This is a genomic window from Paenibacillus phytohabitans (assembly GCF_013141775.1).
GTDB lineage: Bacteria > Bacillota > Bacilli > Paenibacillales > Paenibacillaceae > Paenibacillus_AQ > Paenibacillus_AQ phytohabitans.
On sequence record NZ_WHOB01000016.1, the window covers coordinates 371,814 to 386,640 of the forward strand.

Below are 14,827 nucleotides of genomic sequence, written 5' to 3' on the forward strand. Positions count from 1 at the left end.
CCACCTGCCAACCACCCTTTTCATTTAAGTTCTTGTTTATGTCCCGGATACTACTTAAGCAGTAGTTGTGTCTTCGCCCTGATGAGCTTCAACAACAGCGTCAGCCATTTTACCAGTCAAGAGCTTCACGGCGCGAATAGCGTCGTCATTGCCTGGAATTACGTAGTCGATTTCGTCCGGATCGCAGTTAGTATCAACGATAGCTACGATAGGAATACCCAATTTGCGAGCTTCTGCTACAGCAATACGCTCTTTACGCGGGTCAATGATGAACAGCGCGCTTGGAAGACCTTTCATGTTCTTGATACCGCCCAGGAATTTCTCAAGACGATCTTTCTCTTTGCGGAGAAGGATAACTTCCTTCTTAGGCAATACTGCGAAGGTACCGTCTTCTTCCCAAGCTTCCAATTTCTTCAGGCGGTCAATACGCTTCTGAATAGTCTGGAAGTTAGTCAGGGTACCACCCAGCCAACGTTGGTTAATGAAGAACATACCCGAACGTTCAGCTTCTTCTTTTACGGAATCCTGTGCTTGTTTCTTTGTTCCTACGAATAGGATTGTGCCGTTGTCGCCAGCGACGCTTTTTACAAAGTTGTAAGCTTCCTCTACCTTTTTGACTGTTTTCTGCAAGTCAATAATGTAAATTCCGTTTCTTTCAGTGAAGATATAACGATCCATCTTTGGATTCCAACGACGAGTCTGATGACCGAAGTGTACCCCAGCTTCGAGAAGCTGCTTCATGGAAATTACTGCCATCTTCACACACCTCCTAATTTTGGTTTATTGTGTGTCTCCTCCGCCGCGTGTCATCTTTCTACAAGACTTTCTTCAGAAGAAAGCACCTCTTGTCGAAATCAACCGGCGTGTGTTTTAACACCGTCAATTACTATACCATATTAAGTTATTCTATGCAACGATTACTGTGAATTTATAAATTTCTTATCGTAAAACACTTATTTCTTCACAGTAATCAGCTTATCAATAATAGAATCCATGCTCTCGCCCTTGGCAAAATTGTAGCTGCCGTATTGGATAATCTTGTTCACTTTACGGCTGTTCGCCTTCTTAAGAAACTCCGCTTTATCTTGAATAACTCCGGCACCGGCCAGCACATCCGCAGTTTGGGCGAGTGTAATTCCTGTAGGAATACGCACAGAAATATCGCCGTTCACTGCAACCGCAGGCGCTTCCGGACTGGCTGGAGCTACAATACCCGTGTCTGCAGCACTGCTCTCCGGCTGTACTGGCGCTGACAGCTTGCCGGGAGTCACAGCTGCACTCGGCTCCACTGCGGCTTTAGGTGTGGCCGCAGGAGCTGGAGAAGCAGTTGCAGCCAGCTCTGCGGGAACCTGGGAAGACTCAGGCGTTCCCGCAGAAGTGCCTTCCTGTGCTTCCTCTTCCCCGCTGCCCGTCCCTTCATCTGTGGCCTGCGCGTGATCCACCACAGTCATATTCAGTCGCTCCGCTTCCTTGATCAGCTGTTCTTTGGTGAGCGGATCAGCCTTCCCGGCAATCATCAGCTGCAGCAGCAGTGCGCCGATAATGAGCCCGACACCTAACCCGAGCATGAAAAACCGGTTCTTGATCATACCGATTCCTCCTGATGGGCCAACTGCAGAATCAGCTGGACCTCGCCCCGCTGGAGACCTGCAGTCTTGGCGATAGAATCTATCGATTTGCCTTGTTCATGCAGTTCGAACAATCGCGGATACCTCAGCTTTATGGAGCTGACCGGCTTTTGCCTGGCAGGCTGAATTTCAGCTTCAACAGTTGGGGCTGCAGAAGCATTCTCCGCAGACTGGGCAGCCGAAGGTTCCCTTGAGAAGGTTGCAGCAAGCTGAAGCAGGCCTTTCTCTTCAGCCGTCAGCCGGGCATCCAGAAGCAGCAGGCTCTTACTAAGCTCAGTCACCTGCTCACGCAGTGTGCCAATCTCTTCCTGCAGGGCTGTTTTGTTACTCTGCGACTGCGCTTTGATGCTGCCGACCAGCTGAAGCAGTTCTGTATTCTCATGTTCGATATCTGCCATATATAACTCCAGCGCGGCCTCCGTCTCCTTGAGGCTCTTCTTCTCATCCGAGTCTTCCTTGCTGGCCTTTGCCGGCAGTCTCAGGGCATAAACGATAGCGACAGCGCCTACCAGCACGATATATACCCATGGGTCCAAGTGTCTAATCTCCTTTTACAATCAATTCATAGAAGCTTACTCTTTCAATAGCTTAACTGTACTCAAAGACTGAAATCTATCCGGTGTCCCTTATAAGGATGCTCGGCATCGTGGACGGTCTCGTGCTTCCTTGGCTGACGCGGATCAGCGTGACTGTCCGGCTGCTTCTCCTTACCCCCGTCCCGCAGTGCTGATTCCGAAGATTCGTCCACCTCACTGCTGCGCATGGCGATTTCCTGGCTATGCTTGACGTTCTGGCCTGCCAATTGCTGCTGGTCAAGCGCCGGACGCTGCTGCTGGCTGTTCTGAACTTTAGCCGCATCATGTGTCCGGGGCAGGGCGATTTGCAGTTCCACCGGTTTCAGACTCATCAGATCTCATCTCCCATAGTCCATATAGAAATCAAGGAATAGCAGGCCGCTCCCGCTGCCTGCCTGCTTAAATGTACGGTATTATCGATATATCCCCTTCACTGTAAACAAAGGATACCCGTTCTGTAGGATCTTTAACGAATCTGGTATACCTGCCAATAACAATCTTTGATCCTCCATAGATTGTTTTGATCACATCCACCCGTGCCCTGCCTGTATCCTCAAGCATCCGCTCGATCTCCAGTACGCGTTCTTTGATTCTCTTTTCATCACGCATATGGGATTGCTTGGTCGCATTGAGCTTCACGCGGAGCGCCACCTTATCCGGGGAAAGCTGACCGTTGTTCGCCAACTGATTGAGAAGGTATAATGCCTTATTGGTCTTGTCTTCATTCTCAAGAAGGTGACGCAATTCCTGGCGCAGCTCATTAATCTCATTTCTCAGCTCGGGAACAACGCCCACCTCAACCGCTGTAGCCGTCGACATCGTATTGCCGATGGTCCGTGCGACAACTTTATCGCCTGCCTGTACTATCCCGCCTACAATCAAACCTTTGGCACCGTTGCAGAGCACATCACGGCCTGCGCGGATGTTGGAATGCATAATGCTTTGCGAGACAATTACATCTTCTCCGGCCACCACATTGCCATCCTGGATAAATGAGACTTTGACATTTTTCCCGGCGCTTACGAGACCTTTGTTATAGCCGATAATTCCGCCGGTAATCTCGATGGAGCCGCCGGATATCAGCTCAGCACCTTCCACCCCGCCAACCACTCGGATATCTCCGGCGGATTTGACGGTGAAGCCGGTAAGCACGTTGCCGCGAATGACAACCGTCCCAACAAAATCAATATTCCCTGTACTGTAATCCACATCACCATTGACCTCATATACAGGAAATACATTGATCTTGCCCTTGTCTGTCAGCGTAACCAATCCATCTATCGCCGAATACATCGAGGTCTCTTCCTGATCCACCAGTACATTCTTGCCAACCTTGAAATGGGCTTGCTTCCCTGCTCTATACGGAAGCTCCTCCCCAGTTACTGTCTTTCCGCTTACACCATTCTCTGCCGGTATGATTCTGGCTATAAGCTGACCCTTCCTCACATTGTGAAGCCGGACCAGATCCTTATAGTCGACCTTGCCATCTTCTTTCTCCAGCGGCTTACGGTCTTCCTCCAGATCTACGGTCAGTACCATCTGTCCATCCTTGCCGTTGACAGCAGGCTGGCCGATTGCGATCGGCACCCTGTTCCAGAAATATTCTTCCGGGTTGCTGCAGATCCGCTGAACAATATCCCGCTGGATGCCAAATCGAATGTTGTGACTGACCAGGAAGCTTTCAAGATCTTCAATTGTACAGGAGAAATTCTCATCCTTCTTGATGAATTGGAGGTAAGCAACCCCTTTATCATCCGAAAACGTAATACTCAGGTATTGGCCCAAAACATATTGACCGATCAAATTCTGCTCCCCCTTGTCACCGGCGCCCGGTTAATCATTTTGCATAAGAAGATCACGGTTCTTCTCAAGTGTTCCTCTTAGCCGCAAAATAGCCTTCGAATGAAGCTGTGAGATCCGCGAAGGAGAGAGTGACATCACTTCAGCGATCTCGCTTAAAGATAAATCCTCATAATATAAAAGGGACACAACGGTCCGTTCTTTCACTGTTAATTTCTCGATACCTTTAGTCAGCGTATCACGCAGATAAAACTCATTCACTTTGCGGTCCGGATTCTTAGCCTTATCATCCACCAGAATAGACATCCGTGTCTCTGATTCTTCCTCACGGATAGGATCTTCTAACGAGCAGAGCGACATAACAGCAACATCCTGCAGCATAGTCTGAAACTCCGTTTCAGTAATGTTCAGATACTGGCTCATTTCATCGTCACTAACGGATCTCAAATACTTCTGTTCCAGCTGCTGGTAGGCATCCTCGATTTTTTTCGCTTTTTCGCGCACGGATCTGGGAACCCAGTCACTTTGCCGCAGAGAGTCAAGGATCGCTCCTCTTACCCGCCAGGAAGCGTAGGTCTGAAATTGCAGTCCCCGCTTGTAGTCGAATTTCTCGATGGCATCAATCAGTCCCATTACACCATTGCTGGCCAAGTCATCTTTGGATACATTTTTGGGCAGTCCTACTGCCAGACGGCTGGATACGTAATCTACAATATGGAGATAACTCTCAATCAGCTTTTTTTTGGCCTCAGGATCACCTTGCTCTTTCCATTGTTCCCATAGTCCATCTGTTTCTGACTGAGCAGCTTTATGCTCGTTCAACGGCTTTCACCCTTCCCAAAGTTTAGTCAGCGGGTACCACGCGGCGCAAGATTACGGACTTTCGCCGCAGCACTCGCTTATTCTTCTTTCAGGTGACGAACGGCCTTGGCCAATTCTTCAGGATCTTTCATAGAGACCAGTTTTGGAGGCTGCAGAGGTGTGAAACCACTCAAGTCCACACTTCCCGCTTCCGGTTTCGGTGTCAGCAGGTCCTTCAATTCCTGATCCTCTTCCGGTGTCTGAATATCAAGCTTGGCACCAAGTGCCTCACCGTTATCTTCAAGTCCGGCTTCAAGGTCTGAAGATTCAGAGGATTTCCCAATAATAACACCCAATACCCATCTTAGAAGGAAAGCAAGCACAAACCAGATAATAAACCCATATATTCCCCGGATCAAGCTGGTTCCTACTAAATTATGTCCGTAGTTTGTAAGAAAAGTAAATACAAATCCAATCAACCCGAGCCCTGTGCTTAATATTATCTTCTTGCTCATAGTTATATTTCCTTTGGGCCTTTTTGAACGCTGCGGATAAAGAGCACCCCGGTATTGCAGGCGATTTCTATCGTACGTCCATAATTGCCACCCGTATCCTCCGCGATCAGCGGAATGTTCAAAGCGTCCAGTGCTAGTTTGCAGGATTCCACATTACGAGGCCCGATCCTCATGGTGTCACTCCCCCCGGCAAATGCGAACATCTGCGAGCCTCCGGCCATCTTGGCCACAATCCGGCTCCGGACCGCCCCTAACGCCAGCAGGCGGGATAAAAGCTCTGGCACAGCGGTATCGGCAAACTTGGCAATATTCATCTGTCCTTCCCGGGCAATATCTGACGAGGGCAGCATGACATGTGCCATACCTGCAAGTCTTTTGCCGGGATCAAACAGTGTCAGGCCAACACAGGAACCAAGACCGGTCGTACGGATAAGGCTGTCCTGGCTGCCAATGTTAAGATCCGCCATGCCTACTTTAATAATGCTCTGTTCTTCAATCATTATCAAACGGTACTCCTAATGCCTTGAATATTTTGGGGAATGATTCGGGATCGGGAATAAGGAAAAATTGCCCTTCAATCTCATTTTGGCCTTCCAGGAACGTCGTATCAATCAGCAGTGCATCATCACCCATCTGACCGAACTGCAGCAGCCCGTATCCAAGAATCGCCCCGGCCATATCCATAGCAAGCGCCGGCACTGTCGGATACATAGAGAGTGAGGTAAAGTCAGCCAGTGATGAAAGGTAGGAGCCGGCAAGGATATTGCCGATTTCGCTCAGAGCGGATAACTCCATTTCACTGAGTTCTTCACCGCCTGAAATCTCAATCCCAGCAATCCGGCTGAGCAGGTTGGTCGCTGCTTCCGGAGAGAGAATGAAGAACAGGTTGCCCGGAGCTTCACCTTCTACACGAAGGAATACAGCATACACCAATTCTTCAGCTCCGCCGACCTTATCGGTAATCTCCTCAAAACTGAGAAGCTGCACCTTGGGTACAGCCATATCAATCGGCTTATTCAGCAGCTGAGATAACGCGGTGGCGGCGTTGCCGGCTCCAATATTCCCGACTTCTTTCAGCACATCCATTTTGAAATCCTTGAAGTTTTTGAATAGCTCCACTGGCTAGCCCTCCAGGCTTTCCAGTTGCACGATTTCGCCCTTGTTCAGCACTTCGGACAAGTTAAGCATAATCAGCAGACGGTCTTCTCCAATTTTGGCCACCCCGTCCAGATACTTCGCTTTGATCCCGCCTACAACATCCGGTGGTGTATCAATAATGTCACGGTTCAAATCAATAACATCATTCGCAGAATCAACGATGAAGCCTACTTCCATCTCATTCACATTCACAATAATGATCCGGGTCTGGTCTGTATGCTCTGCTTCCTCAATACTGAAACGGCCGCGCAGATCAATAACGGGGATGACTACACCGCGCAGATTGATTACACCTTTGATAAACGAATAGGTCTTGGGCACGCGGGTAATGGGCATCATACGCTCGATGGTCTGGACCTTCTCCACTTCAATGCCGTATTCTTCAGTGCCAAGCTTAAATACTATGACTTTGATATCTTCAGCCATGGAATGAACCTCCCTGTTCTATCCTGATTATTTAATAAAAGCATTCGGATCGATAATAAGTGCAACTTGTCCATCACCAAGAATAGTGGCTCCGGAAATTCCTTGAACATCAGGCAGATACTTGCCCAGATTCTTGATAACAATCTCATTCTGCCCGATAAAGTCTTGAACCGCCAAGGCAACCAGGCGCTCTCCCTTACGTACAACCACAATCTCTGTTTCCTCTTCGGTGCTTTCATCATAGTCCGGAATAGAGAAGATCTTGCTCAGTGAAACGAGCGGAATATGGCTGCCCCGGAATTCCAGCATTCTGTTACCGTGAATGGTACGGATCTGCGACTGTTTGACAATCCCAGTCTCTACTATGGAAGAGAGCGGAATTGCATATTTCTCTGAACCCAGACGAACCAGCATGGCTGCGATAATCGACAGGGTCAGCGGGAGCTGAACGGAAAAGTTCGTCCCTTTACCCGGTGTAGAGTAAATGGTGACGTTGCCGCCCAGTGAGGAGATCTTTGCTTTGACTACATCCAGACCGACGCCGCGGCCCGATACGTCAGAGATCACCTCTGCGGTACTGAAGCCCGGTGCAAACAGAAGCTGATACGCTTCATCATCAGACATCGCATTGGCCTGCTCCTGGGTAATGGCGCCTTTCTTAACTGCAGACCCCAAAATCTTCTTCGGATAGATGCCCCTGCCGTCTTCTTCAATCTCAATAAAGACATGGTTGCCGCTATGGAAAGCCCGGAGGTGGACGGTCCCTGTCTCCGGCTTGCCGGCAGCGACACGGTCCGCTATGGACTCCACACCGTGGTCTACTGCATTACGCAGCAAATGCACAAGCGGATCACCAATCTCATCAATTACGGTACGGTCCAGCTCTGTTTCAGCACCGGTAACGATCAGATCAACTTTCTTGTCAAGCGATTTGGCCAGATCGCGCACCATCCGCGGGAACCGGTTAAATACGGTATCCACCGGCACCATGCGCAGCTTCATCACTATGTTCTGCAGATCCCCGCTGACCCGGCCCATATGTTCAACCGTTTCGGTAAGATCCCCGTTCTGCACTTCGGAAGCCAGCTGTTCCAGCCGAACGCGGTCAATGAGCAGCTCACTGAACAGATTCATGAGTACATCCAGACGCTCGATGTCCACACGGATCGTGCGGGAAGGAGAAGGCGCTCCGCCTGCTCTGGCCGGTGCTGCCTTACTCTCTTCCTTGCCATGTGCGGAAGCAGCCGGTGAAGCATTAGAGGCAGCAGGAGCAGCCTCCGGCGCCGGAGCAGTGGCAGGCGCTTCTGCGGTAGCTGCAACACTTTCCTGCCCCATCTGACGCAGGGATTCCTGATCAAGTGCTACGGCTGTAACCGTATCGATCTCCGACAAATTCAGGATCATCTTCTGAATTTCACTGGCATCCTTTTGGGTTATGTAGTAGAGGGAGAATCCGTAATCGAATTTCTCCTGCTCTATGTCCTGAACCGAAGGGAAGGACTTAACAACTTCTCCTGAACGCTCCAGAAGGTCGAAGACCATATATGCACGCACTGCCTTGAGCTGACAGTCCTTGCGGATGGCAACATCAACATACAGCACCTGATGGCCTTCCTGCAGTGACTGCTCCAGCACAGAGTACTGGAATTCATCCAGAAACACCTGGGCATCCGTGGCATTGCCGGCAGCAGCCGCGGTGACTTCTGCAGCAGCTCCGCCGGCGGCAGCGGGAACTTCTCCCCGTACGATAGCCTGGAGGGAGGTTACAATTGCCGATACATCAGCCTTCCCCTCTCCTCCGCCTGTGATGTCCTCCACCATGGATTCCAGAGCATCAATACTCTTGAACAGGGTGTCAAAAATGAAATCCTGCATCCGCAGTTTATTGTTACGCACGAGATCAAGCACATTCTCCATTTGGTGCGTAAGCGAAGCCAAATCCTCAAAACCCATTGTAGCCGCCATACCTTTCAAGGTATGGGCAGAGCGGAAAATCACCTGGACAATACTCAGATCTTCAGGATTTGCTTCCAGCCCCATCATGCTTTCGTTCAATGACTGCAGATGATCATTTGACTCATCAATAAACATGGATAAATATTGGTTCATGTCCACTAACGAGCACCTCCCCTTCGAGTTCGCTTTTCCTTTATTTAACGGCTTGCACCAGCCTTGGAGCAATTTCTTGCAAAGGCAGGACATGTTTCACGCACTGTAGCTCCACTGCTGACCGCGGCATTCCGTAAACGACACAGGTCTCTTCACTCTCGGCAAAGGTTGACGTCACACCCGAGTCATAGAGTGCCTTCATCATACGAGCCCCGTCGCTGCCCATCCCGGTCATAATGACCGCATGACGTTCAAGCGAGGTAAGCTGCAGTACCGATTCGAACAGCGTATCTACAGAAGGCCGATGTCCGTTGCGCGCTTCTTCCTTGGTAAGCTCAATCACATATTGGCCACCGGCCGCCGGAACAACCTTCAGATGATATCCGCCGGGAGCAATATACGCAGCCCCCTGCCGCAGAACCATGCCATGCTCCGCTTCAGCAACCTCCAGTGCGCTGAAGGTATTCAGCCGCTGGGCCAGCGATTTGGTGAAATTAGGCGGCATATGCTGAACAATGACAATCGGTGCCGGAAAATCACCGGGAATGTTCTCCAGGAACGCCTTCAGCGCCCGGGGACCGCCGGTAGAGCATCCTACAGCAACCAGCTTGCGCAGACCCCTGTTTCCGTTCACAGGGCCTGCATGCGCTACAGGAGGATCAATGAAGCCTCCTGCGGCCGTCTCAGCGGCAACAGCCCGCAGATCAGGCAATACTGCTCCCGCATCCCCTCGGGTCCGGCTTCTGAAGCGTTCGGAGGCAGGTGGTGGCACTGCCGGAGCCGGCTTGCCCAGCCGCTTCGTAACTTCACTGCCAGGGCCTTTCACTGGCGGATTCTTCTCTGCCGCCAGCTCCAGAGGTGCTTTCCCTTTTGGCTTCAGTGTACTCTGGACCGGCTTGCGCAGGGATTCCGTTTCTTTCTTCAGCGGCTCTGCCTTCCGTTTCACTGGTTCTATGACCGTTCTCGGAGCAGGAGGCGGCGCTGGCAGAACCGTCTGATCAACAGGCGGCAGTTCAGGAGCCTTGTGAGCAGAAGCGCGTGCTTCACGCTGTTCGCGCGCCAGCATGGCTTCCTTCATCTGCTCACGGAGTGACTCCCCGACTGCGATAATATCCTGGGAGTTTGAAATGGACGGCTTTCGGATGAAATCGAAAGCCCCCCATTCCAAAGCCAGAATGGTTTCCTTCATCCCCTCTTCATTAATGCCTGACAGCATAATGACTGGAAGCGGCCGCTCGGCCATTATTATTTTCAGCGCTTCCAGACCATTCATCTCTGGCATTTCCACATCCATGGTTACCAGATCCGGCCGGAGCTCATTCACTTTCTCGATAGCTTCACGGCCGTTGGACGCCGTCGCTGTAACCTGAAAGTCAGGATCATTTTCAATTAAATCGGAAATGATTTTACGCATAAAAGCGGAATCATCAACGACCAAAACCTTGTATGGCCTCATAGCATTTCCACCTCTGTCCCTCAAATTCAGAACAATTATTTGTTTCGTTTCAACCACTTGCTGATAAATCCCTTGATGCCCTGTACTTTAGCGGTTTCTACTGAATCAACAGCCAGATAGCTCAGCGCAAGCCGGTGCACATCTTTAGCTGCTATACTGTTCGGAAAAGCCACTGAGAATGGAATTTGTTTCTTCACTGCCTGAACTACATGGGGATCACTGCTTATATAGCCCAAAAACGGGAGTTCGAGCTGGAGAAACCGGCTGGCGGCCATACGGATTTTATCACTGGTCACTCTTGCTTCCCGTTCATCCCCCGCCTGATTGACAATCAGCCGGAATGAAACCTCAGGATGCGAATTATGAACAACTTTCATCAGCGCGTATGCATCCGTAATGGCGGTAGGCTCAGGTGTCGTGACAACCAGGCAGTCATCTGCAGAAGTGATAAACTTCATCGTTTCCTTCGACAATCCAGCCCCTGTGTCAAAGAGTATAAAGTCCATCGTGTCGGCAATTTGCGCAATCTGAGCGGTAAAGTAGTCCAGATCAGCTTCTGAGAGTGAGAACAGCTCATCCATTCCGGAACCGCCTGCGATAAAAGGTAAAGAATCCGGACCCAACTGAATGATCTGTCCAATATCGGCTTCCCGCTTAAGCAGATGGTACAGATTGTATTTCGCTGACACGCCCATAAGCACGTCAATGTTAGCCATGCCGATATCGGCATCGAACAATAGAACTCTCCGCCCCAGGGATTTCAGTGCAAGTGCAAAGTTAAGGGTGAAATTCGACTTTCCGACTCCCCCCTTTCCGCTGCATACGGTAATGATCCGGGCAGAGACTCCGCTGCCGGTGAGCTGCCTGGAATCCTGGCTGGATACTAACCGTCTTAAAGCTTGCGCCTGATCCATCACTCGCCCCCTGTTCCCAGCAGCATTCCGGTAATCTGCTCTCTGGTAGCCATCAGAAGATCATCAGGAACATTCTGGCCATTCGTAATATAAGAGAGCTTTAGCGGAAAATCATTCAGAACATTGAAGAGCGGGCCATAGCTGCCTGTTTCATCCAGCTTCGTGAAAATAACCTTATCCAGCGGGTATCTGCCAAAGTGCTCAGCGATCTTTTTCATGTCGCGGCTTTTGGAGGTCAGGCTGAGCACCAGGAAGGTTTCGCTTTTGAGCTCCTTGGCAAGCAGACTCTGCAGTTCGGCCACCAGCATTTCGTTGCGGTAGTTCCGGCCTGCAGTATCCATAAGAACCAGATCACAGCCCTCCAGGCGGAACATGGCTCTTTGCAGATCCCCGGGCGACTGGACAACCTCCAGCGGCATATTCAGAATAGATGCGTATGTTCTAAGCTGCTCGACTGCTGAAATCCGGTAGGTGTCCGAGGTAATCAGTCCCACTTTGCGGCCCTGCTTAAACAGCTGCTCCGCCGCCAGTTTGGCAATGGTCGTTGTCTTACCTACACCTGTAGGTCCGGCAATATATACGATCTTTGTATCGGGAGCAATTCCTTTGCCGATGCGTCCAGCCAGGAATTCACCGATTTGCTCTTCCAGCGCCTCGCCAAAGCGATCCGAACTCCAGCCGCTGCCTTCTCCCCGGTAGCGCTCCAGAACATTTCCAATCCATTCATCCACAAGTACAGCGTCTGTCTCCTGATCAATCAGACGGCCTTTGAGCACTTCCAGCGCATCCGGCAATTCAGCTGCCCCGGAGGAATAACGTGCGATACGTTCCATCCAGTGCTTCATATCCCGGATTTCTCGAAGGACATCGCTCTCTTGTGCAGGAACACCGCCAGGGGCAGGCTCTTCCGCGGCAAGTGAATCATAGATTGCCGAGAGAGCTCTGCGGCTCTCCTCCGGATTTGGAACAGGCTGCGGCTCTTTGGCGGGTTCAACTGCCGTAATGTCCGGCTCCTCTGTCTTAGACAGGGCCGGGAGCACAGCAACCCCTCCACCGCCCTGATCACCAGGATCGGAGAGTGCAGCGGCAATCTCTGCAAATGATCGGGCTGATGTTGTTTCTTTCACCGGCCCAGCCTGAGGAGCAGATGCTAAAGCCGCCTTTTGGTAAGCTTGCGGAACAGCGCTTCGTGGTATATTCATCGGTTGAGCAGGTGCTTTCTCCGGCACGGCCGGCTTCTGCGTATTCTCAACGGCTGCCACGACTTCAATTTTCTTTTTGGTGAACATGCCCATAAATCCGCCGACTTTAACCTCTTTGGTGCTTAAAATGACGGCGTCGCTTCCAAGTTCGCTGCGGATGGAATGCATGGCGTCAGGCATCGTATCGACCACATAACGCTTCACTCTCATAAATTCACCACCCCAACGCTTTGAATTTCAATATTTGGCTCGAGCTCGCTGTAAGACAATACCGGGATATCCTGCATCGTCCGTTCAATCACCTGCCGCAAGTACATTCTAATGGTAGGAGATGTCAAGACGATCGGCTGCTGTCCGGATTGCAGGAGACGGTTGATCTGCTCCGTAAGCCGCTGATAGACGGTTTGAGTGGAAACAGGATCAAGTGCCAAATAGCTGCCTTGCTCTGTCTGCTGAACACTTTCGGTAATCTTCTTTTCAAGTGTGGGACCTACCGTAATTACACGCAATGTTTCACCCGATTGTGAGAATTGCTGTGTAATCTGCCTGGACAGGGACTGCCGGACATACTCTGTCAGAACATCAGGATCCTTGGTGTATGTGCCATAATCCGCCAGAGTCTCGAAGATCGTTACCAGATCCCGGATGGAAATCTTCTCACGGAGCAGCTTGCCAAGGACTTTCTGAATATCACCAACCGCCAGTATGGAAGGAATAAGTTCGTCAACCAGAACAGGATAGTTCTCTCTAAGATTATCGACCAGCTGTTTGGTCTCCTGACGTCCCAGCAGCTCATGACCGTGACGTTTGATTAGCTCTGTCAAATGCGTGGCTACAACAGAAGGCGGATCCACTACGGTATAACCGGATAACTCCGCCCGTTCTTTAACAGATTCATCAATCCATAATGCAGGTAATCCAAACGATGGTTCGATAGTCTCAATCCCGCTAATCGACTCGTCATCATAACCGGGACTCATGGCAAGATAGTGATTAAGTAATAATTCACCGCCGCCAACGTTATTTCCTTTAATTTTGATGACATATTCATTCGGTTTTAGTTGAATATTGTCGCGAATACGAATAACCGGCACGACTAGACCCATCTCAAGCGCACATTGCCGTCGAATCATGATGATACGGTCGAGCAGGTCGCCGCCCTGTCCCGTATCGGCCAAAGGGATCAGGCCATAGCCGAATTCGAACTCGATCGGGTCAACTGTCAACAGATTAATGACACTTTCGGGACTGCGCACTTCTTCAATCTGCTTCTCCTCTACCAGTTGTTCATCAGCAATCTGCTTCCTGCTGGCCTTCTTGCCCATGCTGTAAGCCGCATAAGCCATCAGTCCGGCCAGAGGCAATGTAGACATAACCGTGATTGGGGTGAAGAAACCCAGAAAAGCAATGGTCACTGCTACAATGTACAGAAGCTTTGGATAAGACAGTAGTTGTCCAGTCAAATCCTCAGCCAGATTGCCTTCCGAAGCCGCCCGGCTTACGATGAGACCGGCAGCTGTGGAAATAAGCAGTGCCGGAATCTGGCTGACCAGGCCATCCCCGATCGTCAGTATGGAATAGGTCGAAAGTGCATCCTGGAAGGACATTCCGTGTATTGTCATCCCGATAATAAAACCGCCGATCAGATTGATCAGCAGGATGATAATACTGGCAATGGCGTCACCTTTAACGAATTTACTCGCACCATCCATGGATCCGAAGAAATCCGCCTCGCGTTCAACATTACGCCGGCGTTCGCGTGCCTGCTGCTCATTGATCATCCCTGCATTCAGATCCGCATCGATACTCATCTGTTTACCGGGCATCGCATCCAGTGTAAAGCGTGCTCCCACCTCGGCAACGCGTTCAGAACCTTTGGTGATTACAATGAACTGCACAACTACCAGAATCAGAAAGACGATGAAACCGATAGCGATTTGTCCCCCCGCAATCCAGCTCCCGAATGTAGCTACCACCTCACCGGCATGACCATCACCAAGAATCAGTTTGGTGGTGGAGATATTCAAGGCTAACCGGAACAGTGTAGTGATCAAAAGTAATGAAGGAAAAATCGAGAACTGCAGCGGATCCGTCGTATTCATTGCGACCAATATAATGGTCAGGGCTATTGAAATATTGACAATTAAAAGTACATCCAGAAGCCAGACAGGGATGGGCAGAATCATCATAAGCACAATGCCGATAACGCCCAGTAGAACTGTTAGATCTCTAGCTTTCAATGT

The 14,827-nt window shown here is 50.4% G+C and carries 15 protein-coding genes; all 15 read right to left on the reverse strand.

Translation table 11 applies throughout. The features are described 5' to 3' along the window. Positions 1–54: 54 nt before the first annotated feature. Entirely contained in the window at positions 55–756 is a 702-nt protein-coding gene (gene rpsB / locus GC101_RS03325) for a 30S ribosomal protein S2 (protein WP_036692565.1), read from the reverse strand. A gap of 197 nt (positions 757–953) precedes the next feature. After that, the gene (locus GC101_RS03330) at positions 954–1,589 is read right to left on the reverse strand and encodes a hypothetical protein (protein ID WP_171716073.1); all 636 of its coding nucleotides are present in this window, start codon (positions 1,587–1,589) and stop codon (positions 954–956) included. Next, positions 1,586–2,164 carry a hypothetical protein gene (locus GC101_RS03335; RefSeq protein ID WP_171716074.1) on the reverse strand — a complete coding sequence of 193 codons (579 nt, stop codon included), beginning with the start codon at positions 2,162–2,164 and terminating at the stop codon, positions 1,586–1,588. The genes GC101_RS03330 and GC101_RS03335 overlap by 4 nt, the downstream gene beginning before the upstream one ends. 62 nt (positions 2,165–2,226) lie before the next feature. Further along, positions 2,227–2,535 (reverse strand): hypothetical protein, encoded by a 309-nt coding sequence (locus GC101_RS03340; RefSeq protein ID WP_171716075.1) that lies wholly within the window; start codon positions 2,533–2,535, stop codon positions 2,227–2,229. Between the two features lie 67 nt (positions 2,536–2,602). After that, complete coding sequence (locus GC101_RS03345) at positions 2,603–4,006, reverse strand: flagellar assembly protein A (RefSeq protein WP_171716076.1); 1,404 nt, start codon at positions 4,004–4,006, stop codon at positions 2,603–2,605. Positions 4,007–4,036: 30 nt separating this feature from the next. After that, positions 4,037–4,825 carry a FliA/WhiG family RNA polymerase sigma factor gene (locus tag GC101_RS03350; RefSeq protein WP_042138136.1) on the reverse strand — a complete coding sequence of 263 codons (789 nt, stop codon included), beginning with the start codon at positions 4,823–4,825 and terminating at the stop codon, positions 4,037–4,039. Positions 4,826–4,902: 77 nt separating this feature from the next. Then, positions 4,903–5,319, reverse strand: a complete 417-nt coding sequence (locus GC101_RS03355; protein WP_171716077.1) for a hypothetical protein — start codon at positions 5,317–5,319, stop codon at positions 4,903–4,905. 2 nt (positions 5,320–5,321) lie between these two features. Further along, positions 5,322–5,819: a chemotaxis protein CheD gene (locus GC101_RS03360; protein WP_039295222.1), complete on the reverse strand. Its 498-nt coding sequence runs from the start codon at positions 5,817–5,819 to the stop codon at positions 5,322–5,324. Beyond that, positions 5,812–6,405 carry a chemotaxis protein CheC gene (locus GC101_RS03365; RefSeq protein WP_216626453.1) on the reverse strand — a complete coding sequence of 198 codons (594 nt, stop codon included), beginning with the start codon at positions 6,403–6,405 and terminating at the stop codon, positions 5,812–5,814. Before GC101_RS03365 ends, GC101_RS03360 begins: the two co-directional genes overlap by 8 nt. A gap of 36 nt (positions 6,406–6,441) precedes the next feature. Further along, positions 6,442–6,903 carry a chemotaxis protein CheW gene (locus tag GC101_RS03370; protein ID WP_039295214.1) on the reverse strand — a complete coding sequence of 154 codons (462 nt, stop codon included), beginning with the start codon at positions 6,901–6,903 and terminating at the stop codon, positions 6,442–6,444. 27 nt (positions 6,904–6,930) lie between these two features. After that, positions 6,931–9,018, reverse strand: a complete 2,088-nt coding sequence (locus GC101_RS03375; RefSeq protein ID WP_171716078.1) for a chemotaxis protein CheW — start codon at positions 9,016–9,018, stop codon at positions 6,931–6,933. Positions 9,019–9,052: 34 nt separating this feature from the next. Then, entirely contained in the window at positions 9,053–10,468 is a 1,416-nt protein-coding gene (locus tag GC101_RS03380; protein ID WP_171716079.1) for a protein-glutamate methylesterase/protein-glutamine glutaminase, read from the reverse strand. 35 nt (positions 10,469–10,503) lie between these two features. Next, positions 10,504–11,385: a MinD/ParA family protein gene (locus GC101_RS03385; RefSeq protein ID WP_042138144.1), complete on the reverse strand. Its 882-nt coding sequence runs from the start codon at positions 11,383–11,385 to the stop codon at positions 10,504–10,506. Then, positions 11,382–12,794: a flagellar biosynthesis GTPase FlhF gene (gene flhF, locus GC101_RS03390; RefSeq protein WP_171716080.1), complete on the reverse strand. Its 1,413-nt coding sequence runs from the start codon at positions 12,792–12,794 to the stop codon at positions 11,382–11,384. The genes GC101_RS03385 and flhF overlap by 4 nt, the downstream gene beginning before the upstream one ends. Next, positions 12,791–14,824 carry a flagellar biosynthesis protein FlhA gene (gene flhA / locus GC101_RS03395; protein WP_171716081.1) on the reverse strand — a complete coding sequence of 678 codons (2,034 nt, stop codon included), beginning with the start codon at positions 14,822–14,824 and terminating at the stop codon, positions 12,791–12,793. Before flhA ends, flhF begins: the two co-directional genes overlap by 4 nt. Positions 14,825–14,827: the final 3 nt, after the last annotated feature.

Coding starts and splice junctions, on each gene's coding strand:
- rpsB (WP_036692565.1), bottom strand. CDS start 756: ATGGCAGTAATTTCCATGAAGCAGCTTCTCGAAGCTGGGGTACACTTC.
- GC101_RS03330 (WP_171716073.1), bottom strand. CDS start 1,589: ATGATCAAGAACCGGTTTTTCATGCTCGGGTTAGGTGTCGGGCTCATT.
- GC101_RS03340 (WP_171716075.1), bottom strand. CDS start 2,535: ATGAGTCTGAAACCGGTGGAACTGCAAATCGCCCTGCCCCGGACACAT.
- GC101_RS03355 (WP_171716077.1), bottom strand. CDS start 5,319: ATGAGCAAGAAGATAATATTAAGCACAGGGCTCGGGTTGATTGGATTT.
- GC101_RS03360 (WP_039295222.1), bottom strand. CDS start 5,819: ATGATTGAAGAACAGAGCATTATTAAAGTAGGCATGGCGGATCTTAAC.
- GC101_RS03365 (WP_216626453.1), bottom strand. CDS start 6,405: ATGGATGTGCTGAAAGAAGTCGGGAATATTGGAGCCGGCAACGCCGCC.
- GC101_RS03370 (WP_039295214.1), bottom strand. CDS start 6,903: ATGGCTGAAGATATCAAAGTCATAGTATTTAAGCTTGGCACTGAAGAA.
- GC101_RS03380 (WP_171716079.1), bottom strand. CDS start 10,468: ATGAGGCCATACAAGGTTTTGGTCGTTGATGATTCCGCTTTTATGCGT.
- flhF (WP_171716080.1), bottom strand. CDS start 12,794: ATGAGAGTGAAGCGTTATGTGGTCGATACGATGCCTGACGCCATGCAT.